18 protein-coding genes and 1 riboswitch are annotated in these 21839 nt (G+C 37.1%); of the genes, 2 read left to right on the plus strand and 16 right to left on the minus strand.

The genetic code is table 11. The features are described 5' to 3' along the window. Positions 1–35: 35 nt before the first annotated feature. The 6 genes from PHP06_00485 to PHP06_00510 form a co-directional block, all read right to left on the minus strand. The gene (locus PHP06_00485; GenBank protein MDD3839035.1) at positions 36–590 is read right to left on the minus strand and encodes an RNA polymerase sigma factor; all 555 of its coding nucleotides are present in this window, start codon (positions 588–590) and stop codon (positions 36–38) included. Positions 591–649: 59 nt separating this feature from the next. After that, positions 650–1099 (minus strand): Fur family transcriptional regulator, encoded by a 450-nt coding sequence (locus PHP06_00490; protein MDD3839036.1) that lies wholly within the window; start codon positions 1097–1099, stop codon positions 650–652. A gap of 208 nt (positions 1100–1307) precedes the next feature. Then, entirely contained in the window at positions 1308–2660 is a 1353-nt protein-coding gene (locus PHP06_00495) for a sodium-dependent transporter (GenBank protein MDD3839037.1), read from the minus strand. Between the two features lie 274 nt (positions 2661–2934). Then, positions 2935–4287, minus strand: coding sequence for a sodium-dependent transporter (locus tag PHP06_00500; GenBank protein MDD3839038.1), 1353 nt, complete (start codon positions 4285–4287; stop codon positions 2935–2937). A 78-nt stretch (positions 4288–4365) separates the two neighbouring features. After that, on the minus strand, positions 4366–5052 hold the full coding sequence (locus PHP06_00505) for a response regulator transcription factor (protein ID MDD3839039.1): 687 nt from the start codon (positions 5050–5052) through the stop codon (positions 4366–4368). Between the two features lie 39 nt (positions 5053–5091). Then, positions 5092–6405, minus strand: a complete 1314-nt coding sequence (locus PHP06_00510) for an MFS transporter (GenBank protein MDD3839040.1) — start codon at positions 6403–6405, stop codon at positions 5092–5094. Between the two features lie 216 nt (positions 6406–6621). Here PHP06_00510 and PHP06_00515 point away from each other — a divergent pair, with 216 nt between their 5' ends. Together PHP06_00515 and PHP06_00520 are read left to right on the plus strand one after the other, a co-directional pair. Next, positions 6622–8406 carry a bifunctional homocysteine S-methyltransferase/methylenetetrahydrofolate reductase gene (locus PHP06_00515; protein ID MDD3839041.1) on the plus strand — a complete coding sequence of 595 codons (1785 nt, stop codon included), beginning with the start codon at positions 6622–6624 and terminating at the stop codon, positions 8404–8406. A gap of 20 nt (positions 8407–8426) precedes the next feature. Beyond that, on the plus strand, positions 8427–10811 hold the full coding sequence (locus PHP06_00520; protein ID MDD3839042.1) for a homocysteine S-methyltransferase family protein: 2385 nt from the start codon (positions 8427–8429) through the stop codon (positions 10809–10811). Here PHP06_00520 and PHP06_00525 read toward each other — a convergent pair. The 10 genes from PHP06_00525 to PHP06_00570 form a co-directional block, all read right to left on the minus strand. Next, on the minus strand, positions 10801–12159 hold the full coding sequence (locus PHP06_00525; GenBank protein ID MDD3839043.1) for a PFL family protein: 1359 nt from the start codon (positions 12157–12159) through the stop codon (positions 10801–10803). The two genes, PHP06_00520 and PHP06_00525, sit on opposite strands and share 11 nt — an antisense overlap. A 14-nt stretch (positions 12160–12173) precedes the next feature. Continuing rightward, positions 12174–12443 (minus strand): ACT domain-containing protein, encoded by a 270-nt coding sequence (locus PHP06_00530; GenBank protein MDD3839044.1) that lies wholly within the window; start codon positions 12441–12443, stop codon positions 12174–12176. Between the two features lie 197 nt (positions 12444–12640). Next, a complete protein-coding gene (locus PHP06_00535) occupies positions 12641–13675 on the minus strand; it encodes a uroporphyrinogen decarboxylase family protein (protein ID MDD3839045.1) in 1035 nt (344 codons plus the stop codon). A 120-nt stretch (positions 13676–13795) separates the two neighbouring features. Further along, a complete protein-coding gene (gene cobT, locus PHP06_00540) occupies positions 13796–14854 on the minus strand; it encodes a nicotinate-nucleotide--dimethylbenzimidazole phosphoribosyltransferase (protein ID MDD3839046.1) in 1059 nt (352 codons plus the stop codon). Between the two features lie 79 nt (positions 14855–14933). Beyond that, positions 14934–15120, minus strand: a riboswitch (cobalamin riboswitch). Between the two features lie 23 nt (positions 15121–15143). After that, entirely contained in the window at positions 15144–15998 is an 855-nt protein-coding gene (gene fba / locus PHP06_00545; protein MDD3839047.1) for a class II fructose-1,6-bisphosphate aldolase, read from the minus strand. Positions 15999–16042: 44 nt separating this feature from the next. Beyond that, on the minus strand, positions 16043–16498 hold the full coding sequence (locus PHP06_00550; GenBank protein MDD3839048.1) for a hypothetical protein: 456 nt from the start codon (positions 16496–16498) through the stop codon (positions 16043–16045). Positions 16499–16631: 133 nt separating this feature from the next. Then, positions 16632–17555, minus strand: coding sequence for a ribokinase (rbsK, locus tag PHP06_00555; protein ID MDD3839049.1), 924 nt, complete (start codon positions 17553–17555; stop codon positions 16632–16634). Between the two features lie 171 nt (positions 17556–17726). Continuing rightward, positions 17727–19007, minus strand: a complete 1281-nt coding sequence (locus PHP06_00560) for an ATP-binding protein (GenBank protein ID MDD3839050.1) — start codon at positions 19005–19007, stop codon at positions 17727–17729. A 17-nt stretch (positions 19008–19024) separates the two neighbouring features. Further along, positions 19025–20350, minus strand: coding sequence for a glutathionylspermidine synthase family protein (locus tag PHP06_00565; GenBank protein MDD3839051.1), 1326 nt, complete (start codon positions 20348–20350; stop codon positions 19025–19027). Further along, positions 20328–21662, minus strand: a complete 1335-nt coding sequence (locus PHP06_00570) for a glutamate-cysteine ligase family protein (GenBank protein MDD3839052.1) — start codon at positions 21660–21662, stop codon at positions 20328–20330. The genes PHP06_00565 and PHP06_00570 overlap by 23 nt, the downstream gene beginning before the upstream one ends. Positions 21663–21839 lie beyond the last annotated feature (177 nt).

Here is a 21839-nt window from a genome sequence, read left to right on the forward strand (position 1 = left end):
ATTTCAGTAAAAAAAGAGGGAATAAACATCACATGCTACCCCTCGTTTTTATTATTTACATATCTATTCGCTATTAATTTTTTATATATCTGATCTTTCGCTCTTTTATGCCTGCTCTTAACAGTTCCACGTTTTATATTGAGCACCTTGGATATTTCATTTTCAGTCAATCGGTTATAATATTTTAATATTATGACATCTCTATATTTGGGCTCCAAGCTATTTATTATATCTATTACAATCTTTTTGGTTTCTTCCCTTATAATAAAATCTTCGGGCAAATAATAATCCTCATTTTTGGAAATGAATTCTAGCGTGTTTTCTTCCACAGCAACATATTTTTTGTGTTTTTTTATCCATGACATGGATTCATTCTTTGCAATTGTAAATATCCAATTTTTGAATTTGCTTTCATCCTTGAGCGAATCTAAATTTTTAAAAGCTTTTATCAATGTATTTTGAAGGACGTCTTCAGCAGCATATTCATTCCTTAAAATCAAAAAAATATACCTATAAAGATTATTATAAAAAGGATTGACCATCTGCTCAAAACTATCAAATTTAGATTTGATATTCCCACTGTATAACATGATTGCCCAAACCTTTCGATATACTTCATTATATTGCATAACAACAAAACAAAGTATTACTATATGTTATCTTTCCTAGATAAATTTTTAAAACATTTTCTACAGTACCCATACATCTCAAATACATGATCTGTAATTATAAACGTCTCTGAATCAGACAATGTTGAAATAAATTCTGCTGGACAAAAATCGACGGTAGCTGTTCTTCCGCATTTCTTACATATCACATGATGATGGTGCTCACTGCAGCACTCCAGCTTATACTTAACAGCTTTTCTGCTAGCAACCACCTTTTTTATAATACCTGCTTGCTCCAATACTTCTATATTTCTATATACAGTTGAATAAGTAGTATCCTTGTAATGTGATTTTACCTTGCTATATATATCATTGAGCGAAAATAAATAATCCGGTTCTTCGCATAGAATCTCTATCAAATTCTCCCTCTGACTTGTAAGTCGATATCCGCTTTTCCTTAACTTGGATTTCACATCACAGCTATCATACATCTTGAAAGACCACCTGCTAAATTTTTTGATAGTAAATTTTACTGTTCTTTTTTATTATAACTCATAAAACCTTATTTTTCTACAACATGCAATAACGTGTAATTCTTTAATGGATATTTCCTATGCCTTTTTACATCCTTTGGTTTACACATTTTTCTTGTATAAAAAACGCCTAAAACATCAGTTTTAAGCGCTTTTTAAAATAAGTTTAATTTCCTAATATCATTTTAAGTACTCCGGTAGCATTTAAGAATACTATAAATATAGCTATAGGAGCGATGAATTTGATTATTATACCCCATATCGGTGCAAGCTTAAAATCCAGCTTCCCATTGTTGCTGATCTCCTTCACAGCATTTTTGATACCCCAATTCCAACCACAGAATATGGCTATCAATAATCCCCCTGCAGGAAGGAGTATATTGGATGCTAAAAAGTCTACAGCATCCAAAAAGCTTTTGCCAAATATTGTTATATCAACTGCTCCTTGGGATAGCGAAGACGGTACACCCAACGCAAATACCGCAATTGCCAAAATAATTGTAGCTTTATTTCTTGGCCAATTCCATTCATCTATAACATATGATGAACACACCTCTAACAGAGACATGGAAGATGTAAGTCCTGCCAAAAATACAAGGGCAAAGAATACAAAGCCAAAGAAAGATCCTAAGGGCATCTGTGCAAACACTGAAGGAAGAGTTATAAACATGAGAGCAGGTCCTTCCCCTGGATCTAGCCCAAATGCGAATACTGCAGGCATGATTGCAAGTCCTGCCAAAAACGCAGCCAGCGTATCCAATAGAGGAATTACCACTGCACTTTTAGGAAGATTTTCCTCGCGATTCAGATAACTCCCATAGGTGACCATTATACCCATACCTAAGCTCAAAGAGAAAAATACCTGTCCCATCGCAGCTAATATAGTACTTCCCGTTACCTGACTCCAATCAGGTTTTAAGTAAAACTCTAGACCTTTGCTGGCGCCTTCCAATGTCACCGATCTTACCACAACAATCAATAGTAAAATAAATAATGCTGGCATCATTACTTTCGAAGCCTTTTCTATACCATTGCCTATCCCTGCATATACTATCGCAGCAGTTATCAACATGAATATACCATGGTAAACTATAGGCTCCCAGGGATTGGATATAAGAGATGTGAAAACCTCAGCAGTATCCCCTGTGAATGCACCTGTCAATGATTTTATCATGTAGGATATTGTCCAACCGCCTATTACACTATAAAAAGATAAAATAACGAATGCTGCAATTATGCCCATTGCACCTACAAATCCCCATCTTTTGTCTAACTTTCTGAATGCACCCAATGCATTTCTTTGAGTGTGTCTGCCTATCGAAAGCTCTGCTAAAGTTAAACTAAAACCTATAACTACAAGTATGATGAGATAAATAAAAAGAAAAGCAGCTCCTCCGTTTTTACCAGTCAAATATGGGAATCTCCATAGGTTTCCTAATCCTATGGCCGACCCTGCAGCAGCCAGTAAAAAGCCAATCCTCGAACCCCATTGCTCCCTTTGAGGATTTAAATTATCCATTATATGAGTCCTCCTTTAAATTTGAAATTAGATAACAAATCCTTATTATAGATCTTTTATATACGTTTAAGGTGTATATATGTCCCTGGGTCTAGCTTGGCTTAACTTGTGTTCTTAGTCTAGGCCGGCAATATATACACCTATTGTATATGTAATAGAATTCGTTATCCTATATATAATGTATCCATTATAAAGCTTTTTTCGATATTTGGGAATAGGCTTTGATATAAAAGACAGTCAAAACTTATATTTTAACCATTTTTAAAAAATAAGTTTAACTTCCTAATATCATTTTAAGTACTCCAGTAGCATTTAAGAATACTATAAATATAGCTATAGGAGCGATAAATTTGATTATTATACCCCATATCGGTGCAAATTTAAAGCTCAGCCTTCCCCGATTTGTGATCTCATCCACCGCATTCTTGATACCCCATGACCAACCGCAAAATATAGCTATCAACATGCCGCCTGCAGGAAGGAGTATATTTGAAGCCAGAAAATCCATTGCATCTAAAAAACTTAACCCAAAAATATTTATGCTGACAGCTCCTTGTGATAGGGAAGACGGCACTCCAAGTAGAAAAATTACTATAGCAAGCACAACGGTAGCTTTTTTTCTGGGCCATTCCCATTCGTCTATAACATATGATGAACATACCTCTAGCAACGATATAGCTGAAGTGATAGCCGCTAACAGCACAAGAACGAAAAATATAAAAGCAAAGAAAGACCCTAGAGGCATCTGTGCAAATATTGAAGGAAGAGTTATAAACATAAGGGCAGGTCCTTCCCCTGGATCCACTCCAAATGCAAATACTGCAGGCAGTATTGCAAGACCTGCTAAAAATGCCATCAATGTATCAAGTATTGGAATTATAGCTGCACTTTTGGGAAGATTCTCTTCTCGATTCAAATAACTTCCATAGGTAATCATGCAACCCATACCCAGACTCAAAGAAAAAAACACCTGTCCCATCGCAGCTAATATAGTGCTTCCCGTCACTTGACTCCAATCAGGTTTCAAGTAGAACTCAAGACCTTTGCTGGCACCTTCCAATGTCACTGACCTTACTACAACAATCAATAATAATACGAATAATGCCGGCATCATTATTTTGGAAGCCTTTTCAATACCATTGCCTATCCCTGCATATACTATCGCAGCAGTCATCGCCATAAATATACCGTGATAAACTATAGGTTCCCAGGGATTGGATATAAGAGATGTAAAAACCTCAGCAGTATCCCCTGTAAAAGCACCTGTCAAAGATCTGATTATGTATGCTATTGTCCACCCACCTATTATGCTATAAAAAGATAGAATAACAAATCCTGCAATTATACCAATTACACCTACAAATGTCCATCTTTTATCCAGTTTTTTGAATGCACCCAATGTATTCCTTTGAGTATGTCTGCCTATCGCAAGCTCTGCCAATATTAAACTGAAACCTATAACTACAAGCATAATGAGATAAATAAAAAGAAAGGCAGCTCCTCCATTTTTGCCTGTTATATAGGGGAATCTCCATAAATTCCCAAGGCCTATAGCCGACCCTGAAGCTGCTAAAATAAAACCTATCCTTGACCCCCATTGCTCCCTTTGAGGATTCAAGTTTTCCATACACAAAACCTCCTTTTCTTATAAAATATTGTATTAATTGTAAAGCATTTTTCCGAATTTCTGAACTAAAATTGTATATTATAAGACTTCAAACTTATATCCTACTCCCCATACAGTATGTATACAGCCTCTTCCATTGGCTTCATTTTCTATTTTTTGTCTCAGCTTCTTTATATGAGTATCTACAGTGCGTTCGTCTCCATAAAAGTCAAAGCCCCATATCTCGTCTAAAAGCTGCTGACGCGTGAATACTTTCCTCTCATTGCTAGCTAAAAACCACAGTAAATCGAACTCTTTAGGAGCCAAGCTTATTTCCTTTCCATCCCTTTTTACAATTCGTGATTTTTTATCTATCTTCAGCCCCGGAAATTCTAAGCATCCTTTATCATCAAATCCCTTCACCCTTCTTAATATAGCCTTAACATGAGCTATTACCTCATCCGGATCAAAGGGCTTAGTAATATAATAATCCGCCCCTATATCTAGTCCCTTTATCTTATCATACTTCTCTCCTTTTGCCGTAAGCATTATTATGGGTATCTCCTTGGATATAAGCCTTATCTCCCGGCATACATCCCAGCCGTTCATACCGGGCAACATTATATCCAGTATCACAAGGTCAGGCATATCGTTTCTCACATTGATTACTGCGTCTGTGCCATTATTTGATATCGTTACATTATAACCTTGTTTTTTTAAATATATCTCCAGAATCCTGCATAAATTTTTATCGTCATCTACAACCAAAATATTGACACTTGACATACTGCACACCTCTCGAATATATATTCAATATTTATTATATTATAAACTAGCGCAATCTTCCCCTCCATATTTCATATTTCTCCCGTATAACAATACCAAACTCTGGCAGACAGCAGAGATAAGAAACAGGATTTGCATATTATCTATTTGAAAAAATCCCAAATTGATACTCGTATTCGAAAAGTATTCCATTATACTACCCCCTATTACAGGCCCTAAGAAACCTGCAATTCCAGAAGCGGATGCATTAAATCCTATAAATATCGTTCTTCCCTTTTCAGGAGAAAGCCTGAACACCAGGTTAAAGGATGATAAATTTATTCCTGCCCATCCCACCCCTGCAAGTATATGTACTATAGGAAGAAGAAACAAAGTAGATCTTGTAGTGAATACCCATAGATAGAAAGCACAGGCCAAAACAATACATGCCTTTTTAAGACAGTCCTCCCAGCACGTCTTGTCTCCTTGAACGCCCCATATCCGGACAAAAAATACCAACGTGATCAGCTGTACAGTCATAAGCACTGTAATATTTGTATATGAAAGTTTCAAATATTTTATCATATAAACATTTAAATATGAGTGGGCCATCCATGCTGAAAAACACCACATCATCCAGAACACCACAAAGCTCATATATTTCTTATTCTTAAACGGCTCTGCAAACAATTCATTGATCTTTATAGGATTTAAATTTTTCCTTTCCACCGGTGGCTCATAAATCTTATATAAAAACCAAATATTCAACAATGATGCCAAAAATACCACTGCATACACTAGAATAAAACCTGAATATCCACCTCCGAAAACATCTAGCACCCTTCCCATCAAAAGAGATATAATCATAGATGCAGTCTGGAATAAAGATTCTCTTTTTGAAAGATATCTTCCTCTTACATTATAAGGTATTAAACTCACTAGCCAATTATTTAATGCTGGTGCAAGTACTGAAAGGTTTAAAAATGAAATAAATACAAAAATCATTAAAACATATTTTTGAAGGTGGTCTGGAAAGACAAGGGGAATAAATATTACAGAACATGCAAATGCTCTGTACAATATCAACAATATCATAACAGTCTTCTTTCTACTTTCCAGTCTTTCATACAGCATAGCAGAAAAAACTTGGAATAAATTGGCAAGCAGGGGAAAAGTCAATATTATACCAGCCAGATAATCAGAAGCTCCTAGTAAAAGAGCATACCCCGACAAGAATGCCCCACCTGTTAACACAGTGGCCGATATGCTGGATATTCCCTCAAGAATAAATAAATCTAAATCCCTTTTGTATTTATAGCCTTCAAGTTGAGGTATGCCGAACAATAGTTTATTTAGTAAATATCTTATCCTCAAATCCGACCCCACCTAAATAAAAAATATAAATATTTTATTGTTAAAGGTTCCTATCTACAAAAATCGCTGCCCCAAAATTAATATTTTTGTCGGCAGCTACATTTCCATTTGAAACAGATTATAACACATAAAAGTATATCAATAAATACCAATGTTGCAATTTTTGTGTTTTTGTATATAATAAACCTAATTTAATCTTAAATGGAGGGCTGTAATATGATAGAAGATTATCTCAAAAATAATGTATTACTCACAGATGGTGCAATGGGGACATATTATTCCAAGTTAAGTGGAAAAGATGCAATGTATACAGAAATAGCCAATATCACTCAGCCCGAATTGATAAAAAAAATACATATGGAATATATAAATGCAGGTGCAAAATTTATAAAAACAAACACCTTCAGTGCAAATACCCTTTCGCTAGACCTACCTTGGGAAAAAGTGGAACAAATCATAAAAAAAGCATGTCAAATAGCCTATGAATGTACCGAGGGTAAAAATATATTTATAGGAGCAGATATAGGACCAATACCTGATTTGCTGGACCAAGAATCCCAGGCTGATAAGGATATAACAATGGAGCAGTATCAACTCATAATAGATACATTTTTAGAACAAGGTATGGATATATTCATTTTCGAGACCTTTAGCAGCACTGATTATATAAAGGAACTATCCAGATATATAAAAGATAAGAAACCTACCTCTTTCATTATATCTCAATTTGCACTCATGGCTGATGGATTTACTACTAAAGGTATAAGTGCGTCTAGATTAATCCAAGAAATACGTTCTACAGATACTATAGATGCATATGGTTTCAACTGTGGAACAGGGCCCTCTCATGTATTCAATATTTTAAAGACCTTTGATTTTAAAGAGGACATAGTTTCTATAATGCCTAACTCAGGATATCCTGAAGTCAAAAATCAAAAAACAGTGTATATACAAAACGCTGAATACTTTGCAGACATAATGATGGATATAGAAAGCTTAGGTGTAAAAATACTGGGAGGCTGCTGCGGAACTACTCCGCTCCATATAAGAAGTATGTATAAAAAGATTAATTATCCCTCCTATAAAAAAAGCAAAAAACAAGTATCGGGCAAGAAAAAAGTGCCTATAAAATATTACAAAAAACAAATAGGGGGTAAACTTAAACATAAAGACTTTCCTATCGCGGTAGAATTAGATCCTCCATCAAATACAGGCGTGGATAAAATAATCCAGGGTGCATATATATTGAAACAAAACGGGGTTGATGTGATAACGATTTCAGATTCTCCCCTTGCAAGAACCAGGATGAATTCCGTCATGCTGGCAGCTATGATACAAAGAGAAGTAGGCATAGAAACAGTACCCCACATATGTTGCAGGGACAGAAACATAATTGCCATAAAATCCGATATACTGGCAGCCCACGCTCAAGGAATACGCAATATATTAGCAGTTACCGGAGACCCTGTTCCAGGGGGTAAAAAAAGCGAAATAAAGGGTGTGTTTAATCTGAATTCCATAAGTCTGATGAAAATGATCTCCGAAATGAATAAAGAACATTTTAAACACGACCCATATATCATTGGAGGAGCATTAAACCTAGCCGCTGCTAATATGGAGATGCAAATTTCCAGAACACATAAAAAAATCCAAGCCGGCTCAACCTTCTTTCTCACTCAGCCTATATTCAAGCCGGAAGTTACAAAAAATATAAAAAACATAAATCGTTCCAAGGATATCAAAATATTAGGCGGGATAATGCCGCTGGTAAGTTATAGAAATGCTATGTTTTTAAATAACGAAGTACACGGTATACAGATCCCGGAAAAATATATAAATATGTTCTCACCTGATATGGATAGAAGTCAGGCACAGGATATAGGTATAGAAATAGCGTGCAATATTGCACAAGAGATAAAATCATATATGGATGGATTCTATATTGTCACACCTTTTAATAGAGTAGAGATGATCGTACAAATACTAAAAAGGGTAATCTGAAAATAAAAGGAGGAAAATCGGTGAATGAAAAAATAATAGTTCTGGACGGAGCAACAGGAACCCATCTGCAAGCCCTGGGAATGCCTACAGGCATATGCCCTGAAAAGTGGGTGCTGGACAATCCTGATATTCTTATAGATCTTCAAAAATCGTATATGGAATCGGGTTCCGATATAGTCTATACATGTACATTCGGGGCTAACAGGATAAAACTCAAACAATTCGGTTTAGACCGTCAGGTAATAGCACTAAACAAAGAATTGGCTACTATCTCCCGTAAAGCTGTAGGAAAAAACGCATTGGTTGCAGGTGATATCTCATCTACCGGAAAATATGTGCAGCCTTTTGGACAGCTGGATTTTGAACAAGCTGTAGATATCTTTAAAGAACAAGTTTCTGGTCTCCTGCAGGGGGGAGTAGATTTATTTATAATTGAAACTATGATAGATATACAGGAAGCAAGGGCAGCCCTGATAGCGGTAAAAGAAACCTGTCAACTTCCTGTATGGGTGACCATGACTTTTGATGAAAATGGTAAAACCTTGACCGGTACCGACTGCACTGCTGCTTTGATAACACTTCAGAGTTTAGGTGCAGATGCATTTGGATGCAATTGTTCTACCGGTCCTGAACCGATGGTAGATCTTATCAAAAAGATAAAACCTTACTCAAAAGTACCTTTGATAGCAAAGCCTAATGCAGGTATGCCTAAACTGATAAACGGTAATACAGAATTTGATATGGACAAGGTTGAATTCGGAAAATATTCTAAACAACTTGTACGGGCAGGTGCAAATATCATAGGGGGGTGCTGTGGATCCACCCCGGATTTTATCAGGGAAATAAAACAATATATAAAAGATATAGAACCTTCACCTGTTCAAAATTTAGATACTTCTGTCTTGTCCTCCTATAGCAAAGCTGTTTCAATAAGCTTAACCAGCCCTGTGAAGATTATAGGTGAAAGGATAAATCCTACAGGGAAAAAAACAATGCAACAGGAGCTAGTACAAGGGAAGTTATCTAAAATAAAAGAGTTTGCCATACAACAAAGGGCCATGGGCGCAAACATACTGGATGTTAATGTGGGAATGCCGGGGATAGATGAAAAAGAGACTATGAAAAGGGCGATAAGTCTTCTATCCACTACAGTAGATACTCCTCTTTGCATAGACTCTTCAGATCCTAGCGTAATCAAGGCCGCACTCAGGATTTATCCAGGCAGAGCGCTTATTAACTCTATCTCTCTTGAAAATAAAAAAATCAAACAATTGCTGCCTATAGCCGCTAAATATGGAGCAATGTTTATACTGCTCCCTGTAAGCGATGAAGGTATACCTAATACATTAAAACAAAGATGTCAAGTGATACAAAAAATATATGACCATGCAAAAAAATATGGTTTCTCAAAGAAAGACATAATAATAGACGGTCTTGTTATGTCAGTATCCTCTGACGCCAATGCAGCCCGTATTACATTGGATACAATAGACTGGTCAGCTCATCAATTCGGCTGTAACACTGTCATAGGGCTTTCCAATGTATCCTTCGGACTACCTGAAAGGAAATGGCTGAACAGCGCATTTTTGGCCATGGCTATAGAAAGAGGCCTTTCCACTGCAATAGCAAATCCTAATAATGATCTGATAATGAATATAAAGATTGCATCTGATGTCCTTGCATCAAATGACCCTGTAGGCAGAAGGTACATACAACGATTTGTTGGCAGTAAAACAGACTCAAAAACAAAACAACCAGAATCCAACAAGATAGAACAAAAGATATATAATGCAGTAATAGACGGTGATAGGGAAAATATAGATGAATTGATACATCAAGCAATAAAAGCTAATATACCTGCAGGAAAATTGCTTCAGCAATACCTGATCCCGGCAATTGACAAAGTAGGGGATTTATTTGAAGAAAAAGAATACTATCTGCCCCAGCTTATACTGAGTGCACAAACGATGAAACAAGCCTACTCACAGCTGGAAAAACACCTAGTGGCAGAGCAAAACACCGGTCAAATAAATAAACACAAGGTACTGATTGCAACAGTTAAAGGAGATGTGCATGATATAGGTAAAAACATAGTGGCCCTCATGCTAAAAAGTCACGGATTTGAGGTAATAGACTTGGGAAAAGATGTGCCTTCAGAGAAGATAATAGAGCAAGCAAAGAAAAAGGATGTGGACATCATAGGTTTGTCCGCCCTGATGACCACAACCATGCATGAAATGGAAAACGTAATCAAGCTTGCAAAAAAAGAAAGGCTTAAATGCAAATTCATGATAGGTGGCGCAGCAGTCAACCAAAGCTTTGCACAACAAATCCAAGCTGATGGCTATGCTGAAGACGCCAACAATGCAGTAAAACTGGCAAAAAAGTTGCTGTCTAATTCTTGAGGCTGTGTATCGGGGCAGGTATCCTGCCCCCTCTTTTTATGAATTTTTCGCTGCTAAATCTGCTGACCTTCATCACAGGCGCTCTCCCGAGCAAACCACCAAATTCCACTTGGTCGCCTACATCCTTACCCGATACCGGTATTATCCTCACTGCAGTGGTCTTTGAATTTATCATTCCGATTGCAGCCTCATCAGCTATTATTGCAGAAATCGTTTCTGCACTGGTATCCCCCGGCACCGCAATCATATCCAAACCAACAGAGCACACACATGTCATAGCTTCCAACTTTTCAATATTCAATGATCCTCTTTTTACAGCATCTATCATCCCGGCATCTTCACTTACAGGTATAAATGCACCGCTCAATCCTCCAACATAAGAAGATGCCATGATACCACCCTTTTTAACGGCATCATTTAGAAGTGCAAGGGCAGCCGTCGAACCCGGTGCACCACAACTTTCCAGGCCCATCTCCTCTAGAATATGTGCTACACTATCCCCAACAGCCGGTGTAGGTGCCAAAGACAGATCGACAATACCAAACTGAACACCCAACCTTCTGGATGCCTCTCTGGCTACCAGTTGCCCCATCCTGGTTATCTTGAAGGCAGTTTTCTTGATAGTATCTGCAACTACTCCAAAATCTTCTCCTTGCACCTTTTCAAGGGAACGCTTAACCACCCCAGGGCCGCTAACCCCTACATTTATTACACATTCAGGCTCTCCTATCCCGTGAAAGGCTCCTGCCATAAAAGGATTGTCTTCCGGAACATTTGCAAACACTACTAGTTTAGCGCACCCTAATCCATCCCTATCGGCAGTCAGCTCAGCCGTCTTCTTTATTATCCTGCCCATCTGTGCAACTGCATCCATATTTATCCCTACCTTGGTAGATGCAACATTTACCGATGAACATACTCTTTCTGTATCTTCTAAGGCATAAGGTATTGAGTCTATCAATATCCTATCCCCCCTGGTATAACCTTTATGAACCAAAGCAGAAAAACCGCCTATAAAGTTGACCCCCACTTGTTTAGCAGCCCTATCCAACACCCGTGCATATTCAATATAATCCTCTTCATCAGAAGACTCAGCAACGATAGATATGGGGGTTACCGATATTCTCTTATTTATTATAGGTATCCCATACTCGCTTTGGATATCCTCTCCTACTTTCACAAGATTTTCCGCCAATCTGGTAATCTTATCATACACTTTGGCTCTGGATTGCTTACCGCTACTACAACAACAATCCCTTAAAGAAATACCCATGGTGATAGTTCTTATATCCAGATTCTCATGTTCTATCATCTCTATTGTTTCGATTATTTCTCTGTTATTTATCATGATAAATTCCTCCCTTATAGCCTGTGCATGGATTTGAATATGTCCTGATGTTGAACCTTTATGGAAAGATTCATCTGCTTTCCCACTTGATCCATCTTTTTCTGTAAATCGCTTATATCGATTGAACTGTCCTTTAAATCTACCAGCATTATCATGGTGAAATAATCCTGTAATATGGTCTGGCTTATGTCCATTATATTAACATTATTCTCTGCGAGAACACTGCTTACATTAGAAATAATACCTACTTTATCTTTTCCTACTACCGTAATAATCCCTTTCACATGCACCACTCCTGAAAAAATATTATATATAATCATAGCATAAAATCAAAAGCATACACAAGTATAGAAAGCCAGGCCTGATCTTCTCCACCGAGATATCAAGCCTGGCTTTCCATCGTTTTAGCATATTATTTTATGTGCAAATTAAGTCTAAAAAGTTTTATTTTACTGATAATACATCTAAACATCAATGTCTATCAATATCTGCCATACTCTTTTGCAGTTTCTACAATTAGCATTGCCTTATCAAAATCCAAAGGGGAAGGATACTCACATCCAGTAGATAATATGAATCCACCGTCTTCTTTAAAGGTATCTATTTCTTTTTTACATTCTGCCACTATATCCTCTTTCGATGCCATGGATAACCAGGTAGGGTCTATATGTCCTATCAATGTAAGATTATCTCCATATTTATCCTTCATATCCTTATATGAATCGCATTCTGCCGCTACGTGCAAGAAAGAAAATGCTATGGGCTTTAATCTGTCAATTTGTATGTCGAAATAAGGCCCTTGTCCACAATTATGAATCATCACCATACAACCTTGTTCATGTATATGATTTGCAATATCCTCCATATACACTCCCTCAAATTCATCCCACATAGCTTCACTCATGATGCTTTTAGAAGCATATAGGGTATCAAACATAATAGCATGAACTCCCGTCTCTATTATTGCCGAGCACAGTTCTTTAATAGTTTCTGATATTTCTCTTAAAGCTAAATGTATATATTCTGGTTCATCATGCATATCCATAAATATATTGTCCAATCCCCTTAACATACTCAATATCCCTAAAGGACCAAACACAAAAGCTACTATTGGCTTTTGACGCCCACATTCATCTACTAATTTTTTGCATAACTCAATATGTTGACTCATTCTAGGAGTCTTTCTTGGGTCTAACCTTTTAATGTCTTTATAACCTTCTATAGTATTTATAACCCTATTGTTGCTTGGGCATGCTGCCTTATCTTCAAAATATAATAACTCCTGTCCCCAATCAGCAGCTTCTACAGAAAGATCTACCAAAGTGGTTATAACATCTAATCCTAGCTTTTCTGTCGTCTTTATAATGGATTCTGCACAAAGATCTACATCTTTAGTCCATTCTTCATAACTGATATCCAATGCCTTTCTGGAAACACTATTTATTATCGGATATACCGGTACTCTATCCGCTTCTTTATGTTGAAGTATTAGGTTTACCCTTTCCAATGAATTCATAATATAATCACCCTATTCTTTGATATATGAGATGGTAAGCTTTCATTTGTTATCATTATAACAACGCCTATATCAATTTCTAAGAGTGAAATATGCTAAAATCAGTAATATCTTGCTATATTATAAAGCTCCTGATACACCTGCATCTTGGAAAGTAGCCATTTCCTTGAGTATCTTAGTTGCACCCTCGACTATATGAAATGCCAATGCACCTCCCGTACCCTCTCCTAGCCTCATATCCATATGCAGTATAGGCTTTAATCCTATCAATTTGAGCATTTCTATGTGCCCCGGCTCTTGAGAAACATGGGAGGCTATCATATAATCTACCGATTTTGGTTGTATTTTACTGGCTATCAACGCCCCTGCAGTAGATATAAATCCATCGATAACGATAGGAACTTTATTATATGCAGCTCCTAATATCAACCCAGCAATGCCTGCTATCTCCAGCCCTCCCACCTTTGAAAGTACATCAATAGCATCTTTGGGATCAGGTTTGTTCAACTCAATAGCTTTCTCAATAGTATCCATCTTTAATTTCAATCTGTTATCATCCAATCCAGTACCCCTTCCTACCAACTCTCGGATAGGAAGATCTGAATAAACCTTCAGTATTGCACTGCTAGGAGTGGTGTTCCCTATACCCATCTCACCTGTTCCAAAAAGCTGTACTCCTTTTTTTACCTGTTGGCTAACAACTTCTATCCCTACTTGGACAGCCGCTATCGCTTCATCCCTGGACATGGCAGGACCTTCGGCCATATTATCAGTACCGTATTTCACCTTCCTGTTGATAAACCTGGCATCATCACTTTTTATATCGGATGCTACCCCTACATCAACGCAGATTATATCTCCCCCCGAATGTTTAGTCAGCACATTGATGGCAGCGCCATCGCTCAAAAAATTAAATATCATCTGAGGAGTCACTTCTGATGGGAAGGCGCTCACTCCCTCTTTGACAACACCATGATCACCTGCCATTATGGCCACAAGTTTTTTATCAACCCTTGGAAATACATCTCCTGTTATTCCGCCTAGCTGTATTGCAATCTTTTCAAGCATCCCAAGACTTCCCGGCGGTTTTGCAAGACTATCCAGCCTTTGAGACACCTGGTTCATAGCCTCCCGGTTTAAAGGACTTATGTTTTTTACCGCTTTCTCAAATAAATTCATGATAATCCCTCCATTTATTTATAAATAAAAAAGTTCTCAAATGCACGCAAAAAGCATTTGAGAACTTTACCATCATCCTCATAAAACTCACAAAACAGGCAGGTCTCCTGGCTCTGATTCATAGGTACTGCTCAACCTTCCCGGCAACGGCCAGTGGTTTTGATAACTTAAGCAGCAGCTCATCATTACAGTGGCGGGTCCGCTCGGGATTTTCACCCGGTTCCCTATTCTCCCTGTGTATGGGCACCTATTTTGATATATGTACTTTTCATTTAATTATATCACATGTTCACGCCTTACCATCGCATCCGCATAACCTTATTTTCTCCATCACCACATGCTTTACTGCCTCCCGGGCAGCACCTAGATATACCTTAGGAGCGAATAATTCCAAATCATCATTCAGTTTATCTCTAATGGCTTGGGTAAAAGGTATCCTCAGTTCAGTTGCAATATTCACCTTGTTTATTCCACCTTTTATAGCCTTTTTAACATCCTCATCCGGAACACCCGAAGCGCCATGCAACACTAGTGGTATATTCAACAGCTCCCTTATCTCTTTCAATCTTTCAAAATCCAGTTTAGGCTGTCCCTTATATATGCCATGGGCAGTACCTATAGCAATGGCTAAATAGTCTACCCCTGTCTTTTCTACAAACTCTTTAGCCTGATCTGGTTCAGTATAAATAGCATCTTTTTGATCGACTTCTATATTATCCTCTTTTCCTCCCACTTTCCCCAGCTCTGCCTCTACAGGTATACCGTTTATATGAGCTAAGTCCGCAACTTTTTTGGTTATCTCTATATTTTGTTCAAAAGTAAGTTTAGACCCATCTATCATTAGAGAAGTATAGCCTTCCCTTATCGCTTTAACGGCCAAATCATAGCTATCTCCATGATCCAAATGTAAAGCTACAGGTATCGCACTGTTTATAGCAGCAGTAAAAACATTTGCATAAAAAAACTTAAGACCTGTATGTGCAATGCTGGAAGGTGTAGTTTGTACTATCACCGGCGAATTGAGCTGCTCCGCACCTTCTACCACAGCCTGAACGGTCTCCATATTCTCTACATTAAATGCCGCAACAGCGTATCCACCTTGCATAGCGTCATATAAAATCTGTTTGCTTGAAACTAAAGGCATTTTCATTACTCCTTTTCAACATAATGGTCACAATCACCATTTTATCAAAGTTTTGCCGTTTTGGGTAATATTTTTTTGAAATACTCTAAAAACTTTTTTTCCTGCTCCATAACTTCAAACAGCAATTGGCTTATATATAGGTTTAAGTCATCATTCCCGGATACTGTTTTATGATAATCCTTGCACAACTTTTGCTGCAAAACTATGTCCATCTTCAATAAGTTTTGATAAATCACATCTTTTTGATTATATCTTGCAACCATCCTAACCAACCTGTTCATGTTTTCACATTGTATATCCGGCTGTACTCCCAATTCATTTATATACTGACTTAACCATTCTATGTGTTCCTCATGTTTTTTAGAAAATTCCAGTAAAGTACAAGAAAATTCTCTATCTATCAGCTTCATTTTATTATACTGAGCTCGATAAAACACAAGGACATTGTTCTCAAACTTATAAAGCCATATCAAATCACATAGAATATTCCGTTCCTCCATGCTTTTCTATCCTCTTTCTATTTTTGGTAGCAATTGCCACATAAAACCTGATATGCTCCCAGCAGACTCTCTTATTTCTATGTAGTTCCATATTTCCCCAAATAGTGATTTTTTATTCAATATGAGGTGTGAATTATAATTCACGCCTCATATATTTTTCCACATTATGCAAACAAGGTATTGAACTTTGTGCCCCTTTTCGGGTAACCGCAAGCCCTGATGCTACTACTGCAAACTTGAGGGAATCCTCCATACTCTTCCCTGTGGCTAATCTGCTCACTAAAGCTCCTGTAAAAGTATCGCCGGCTGCTGTAGTGTCTACTGCCTCTACATGTAATGCCGGGATATGAATTTCCGATTGGCCATTAAAATAAAATATACCATTTTCGCCCATGCTTATCACCACATGATCAACACCCCTTTGTATGAATATATCGGCAGCTTTTTTGGCATCTTGTAAACTATTCACATCTATTCCGGTTAGTATGCTACACTCTGTTTCGTTAGGCTTTATAAGATCCACGTTTTGCATCAATTCATCTTTAAGCTGCACCGCAGGAGCAGGATCAAGCACTACAAACTTTCCGTGTTTTTTTGCAATCTTACATACATACTCTATGACAGGCATGGGTATCTCCAACTGCATTAGAATATAATCACTTTCACGTATTACATACTCTATATGGGATATATATTCAATATCCATACTTGCATTGGCCCCAGCATCTAATATGATAGAATTATCCCCATCTTTATCTACTATTATCACAGCCACTCCTGTAGTTTTATCTTGTACTTGTCTTATATGATCTGTATATACATTGTTGTCTTTAAGATTTTTTAACAATGCTTTTCCATTGGTATCAGCACCAACACAGCCTGCCATGGAAACAAAGCCACCCAACCTGGCGGCAGCAACTGCCTGATTTGCACCTTTGCCTCCTGGGCTCATTATAAAGCTCCTTCCGCTCAAGGTCTCTCCGGTGCGGGGTATCCTATCTGTGTATATGCTCATATCCATGTTAAGACTTCCCACAACAAGTATACGTTCTTTCAAACCTTCACCTCCTTATTGCCGTAATATCATGCACAGACCGACTAGCAGTAAATCTATCCATGAACTTTAATTTACTTATATTGTATATGCCATTTATGTATACTGCAATATCTAATGATAAAAAAAGGGACTAGCCAATAACTCTAGTCCCTTGCTGGCTTTTCAGCCTATCTATTGCCCCATCTCTGCTTTTAAATAATCGATAAACTGCCGCGCTGTCCTTCCCGACCTGCCGTTTTGGCTCATCTCCCACTGAACAGCCATTTGATTTAGCTTTTGCCTATCCATATTTATCCCATTGGAACGAGCAAGTCCAAATACTATATCCAAATATTCCCTCTGGTTTGGAGCTGTATATATTACAGTTATTCCGAACCTATCTGCCAAGGATAACTTTTCCTGGAGAGTATCCTGCATCCTCACCTCTCCGTTGTCTTGGGCCTTTCTATCTGAAAACATCTCTTTTATCAGATGACGCCTGTTGGAAGTAGCATATATGACCACATTTTTAGGTAAAGGCTGTATCCTCCCCTCCAACAAAGCCTTTAATTCCCTATACTCTCCTTCATCCTCGTTAAATGAAAGGTCATCTATAAACAATATGAATTTTACCGGGTTGTTTTCTAAAATCCTTACAATATCAATAAGGTGGATAAAATCATCTTTTGAAATCTCCACCAACCTCAAACCTTCTAAACAATATTGATTGACTAGCGCCTTTACAGTAGATGATTTACCAGTCCCCCTATCTCCGTAAAGCAAAACATTGTTGGCCTTGAAGCCTTTCAATAATTTTATAGTATTATCAACCACTTTATCTATCTGGTACTGGTACCCTATAAGATCATCCAACATTATATCATCAACATTGTCTATACCCTCTAATGCTCCCCTTCTCCATCTGAATGCTTTATACTTGTTAAAAATGCCGGTGCCGGAATCTGAATAAAACCGCCATAACTTTCCAAGCAGTCCATCCCAGCCCCGAATCCTATCAAACTCCTGTTTTATCTTTTTTCTATTATTATTCCATGTAATGTTGCCCTTTGTAATATCATGCCATTTAGGCAATCCATGATAACCTATACATCCCATCAGTTGATCAAAATCAACTCTGTATAGCTGCTCTAGGTGCTTTAGATCGCTCTTCACCGCTTCTTTTATAGAATCGCCTAGCTCTGATAGATGATACTGTGCAGCATTTTGACTGAAGACATTATCATCCTGAAGTATAAAATCCAATATATAATTTCCCCAGGCATCATTTATACCTTCATATTCCAGCCTTTCACCGTAATCTAACAGCAATGAGCATAATTTATAATACTGGTCTATAGCTGTATTATAGTCTTTGTTATCCAATGAAAGCATCAAATGATAGAATTTTTTAAATATATCCTGTTGCCTTATCTTATAGAAAACTATCAATCTATCCCATGTCCGGTTATGCAATATTACCACACCTCATATCAAGATTTTATTATAATATTGGGGGCAACCATATACCCTTCCATATTCGCTATTATATTATTTTTGCTCAATCTTGTATATAGACCGCTGAACTTTCTATTATACATATAAAGACCCAAAATATAATTGTAAGGCTGGATTTCTAAATTCCCTTCATCGTCAAACACTACAAAATCCCCCTGCCCAGGCTGATAAAATTCCTGTAATATATATTCTCCCTTGTATTTAGCATCATATATTATATTCTTCCATTCATACTCACTATAATCTCTGCCTAAATAGACACCTTTCCCTGCATATCTGTCCTGATGCTTTAAAACTAATTCATCCTTGTTTTCCATCATATAGGCGATCTGATCTGCACTCCCGTCAAACACCCGGGTATAGGGTATATATTTGTTAATAAAATCCCTCTCCTGCCGGTTTAAAAATGATGTTTTTTTATCATCCTTCAATATAGCAAACAGCTTTTTGTTATGCATTATTTGAGATCTCATAGGACCAACAACACATACAGCTCCATCCTTATATGCATCCAAAAAATCCTTGACCTGTTCTGACCTCTCCACAAGCTCCCAGGTCAAGGCACGTCTGTACACTAAGTCAATTCTGAAATCTTTATAATAAAGCTTGCCGTTTTTATATTCTAAAACTCTGGGGTCTGCTATCACTGTTGGAAAACCTTTTTTTTCAAACCTTTTCTTAAACTCCTCAAATTCTTCCACAGTGGCTACTCCATCCCAATCAACTATAGCTACATTAGGATTGTCGCTGCCTCCGTATTCCCTATATAAACCTATTATCTCCTCAATCCATGAATAGAAAAGTTCATGATAATATAGACGATGTCGTTTTTGCAAGTTTTTAATTATATCTGATTGAAAAAATATCCTTTCAAGGGTATTGGTCTCATTCATTGCAGAAGTACCATCTCCGTTAAACTCACAGAATTTAAAATCATCATGGTATTTATAAAATACATCAAACCTGGCCATAGGTGCATTGGTAGAATACCCGGGATCCACCAATATCAATTGTTCCATCAGATCAGAAAAACCAAAATGTTCTCTAAACTGTTTATTCCGCAAATATTCTTGTATCACTTTGTCAATTATATTCATCAGCATTTCACTAGCTGTTTTAAGCCTTTCAATGTCAGTACTATCAAAAAACATAGGCTGATACAAGAAATCTATTGTCCGTCCTTTGTACTTTGCTGTAGAATTCTCCACTTTGCGCTTTATTTCTAAATAATCACTATGATATATGGATTTTCTATGAACAACTTCATTTATATATTCGTCAATCACATGTTGTGAACTCATAGTCTGCCACCTTTTCCTTTTTTACAAGATCATTCAATATACAATGTTGTAATGCTTCTTTCTTACCGTTGCCTAACCTGTCTCTTATTATATCTGCAGGGGTCATACCTTGCTGCAAAATACTTTCAAGGGATTTTAGATATAGCTTCTCTTTGTTATTCAACCCTTGGTAAGAGATTTGCACAATATCCTGCATTATATCCTTTATGCTGTCCGATCCCAGCTTTGTAAATATACCATCATTTATTATATTGATTTTCCCGTCAAATATCTGCTGTCCATCGAATTTGTCCATATATTCATAGAATTTTTTATAGCTTTGAACATCATAAAAAAGTCCCTTTATCAATGCAATAAATGAAAAACTAAGTGGATATGGTACAGAATCTGCCATCCTTATTTCCACATATTGTTTCGCTCTCACATCAGGAAAAAACATTGTCAAAACATGTTCTATTTCCTCATCGGTAAAGGTATCAGGGTCAAATATATCTTTAAACGGTGTTTTACCGGTAAATTCCATTTTACCTTTTCTGTGTATAAAAATAGGAGGATTGTTCAGTATGTACTCTGCATACTTTTCAAACCCGAAGTCCTCATCAAAAGTATAAGGCATTATTCCACACCTATCCCTATCACAGCTGGACCATATCATGGCCCGTGCTGCTTTTTTTTCAAACAATCTGCCTTCAAAGAAAGGACTGTTATCAAAAACCGCAGATACTATAGGTGAAAGCTTATTTGCCACCTTAAACTTCCTCATAAAATCACGCTCATCGGAATAATCTATGCTCACTTGAAGAGCTGCACTGCCCTTCATCATATTATGGGCATAACAACCTTTATCTTTAAGGTATTCGGACATATATTTATATCTTTCTTTTGGATTCCAAGGTATATCCTTTATACTGCTTTCAGGCTGATAACCCAGCGCCAGCAGTATTTTTCCTTCTTGATGGAGAATAGGTATTATATCATTTAAAAAATCGAAATATCTTTTTTCTATCTCATAAATAGTTTTACAAGGCTTGACGCTAAGTTCCACCTGGCCCCCTGGTTCCAATGTCACTGTATCCCCATCTTTGATAAGTCCTACGAGATAACTATCTTCATACATCCCTTCCCAGCCTGCATCCATCATCCTACTCAATATATATTCAATGCCCTTGTCTCCATAATATGACACAAACTTAAGATCATCCTCATTTACTACAAAATGCTCAAATTCAGCCCCTAATGCATATGCCCCAACATCTTTGCACTGCCTTTCAAGATAATCTGCCAACCTGTTAACCTGCCTTTTATAGCTCACTATCTTTCCACCTACTTAATAAGTTATTTGCGTGAGTAAAGAATATCGTGTACACCTCACAGTTCTCTATATACCCATTTTATGTTATAAAAAACTTGAACCATATTATATATATAATATGGCATCATCTTCTTTTTTATATGATTTGTGTTAGTGAAAATGAGTTGCCCTTTCCTG

Source organism: Clostridia bacterium (assembly GCA_028698525.1).
Classification (GTDB): domain Bacteria; phylum Bacillota; class Clostridia; order JAQVDB01; family JAQVDB01; genus JAQVDB01.

Excerpts from the sequence above, each read along its gene's own strand:
- cobT (MDD3839046.1), bottom strand. The coding sequence starts at position 14,854 with ATGAATTTATTTGAGAAAGCGGTAAAAAACATAAGTCCTTTAAACCGG.
- PHP06_00505 (MDD3839039.1), bottom strand. The coding sequence starts at position 5,052 with ATGTCAAGTGTCAATATTTTGGTTGTAGATGACGATAAAAATTTATGC.
- PHP06_00490 (MDD3839036.1), bottom strand. The coding sequence starts at position 1,099 with ATGTATGATAGCTGTGATGTGAAATCCAAGTTAAGGAAAAGCGGATAT.
- PHP06_00525 (MDD3839043.1), bottom strand. The coding sequence starts at position 12,159 with ATGATAAATAACAGAGAAATAATCGAAACAATAGAGATGATAGAACAT.
- PHP06_00485 (MDD3839035.1), bottom strand. The coding sequence starts at position 590 with ATGTTATACAGTGGGAATATCAAATCTAAATTTGATAGTTTTGAGCAG.
- PHP06_00495 (MDD3839037.1), bottom strand. The coding sequence starts at position 2,660 with ATGGATAATTTAAATCCTCAAAGGGAGCAATGGGGTTCGAGGATTGGC.
- PHP06_00515 (MDD3839041.1), top strand. The coding sequence starts at position 6,622 with ATGATAGAAGATTATCTCAAAAATAATGTATTACTCACAGATGGTGCA.
- PHP06_00565 (MDD3839051.1), bottom strand. The coding sequence starts at position 20,350 with ATGAGTTCACAACATGTGATTGACGAATATATAAATGAAGTTGTTCAT.
- PHP06_00500 (MDD3839038.1), bottom strand. The coding sequence starts at position 4,287 with ATGGAAAACTTGAATCCTCAAAGGGAGCAATGGGGGTCAAGGATAGGT.
- fba (MDD3839047.1), bottom strand. The coding sequence starts at position 15,998 with ATGCCTTTAGTTTCAAGCAAACAGATTTTATATGACGCTATGCAAGGT.
- PHP06_00535 (MDD3839045.1), bottom strand. The coding sequence starts at position 13,675 with ATGAATTCATTGGAAAGGGTAAACCTAATACTTCAACATAAAGAAGCG.
- PHP06_00550 (MDD3839048.1), bottom strand. The coding sequence starts at position 16,498 with ATGGAGGAACGGAATATTCTATGTGATTTGATATGGCTTTATAAGTTT.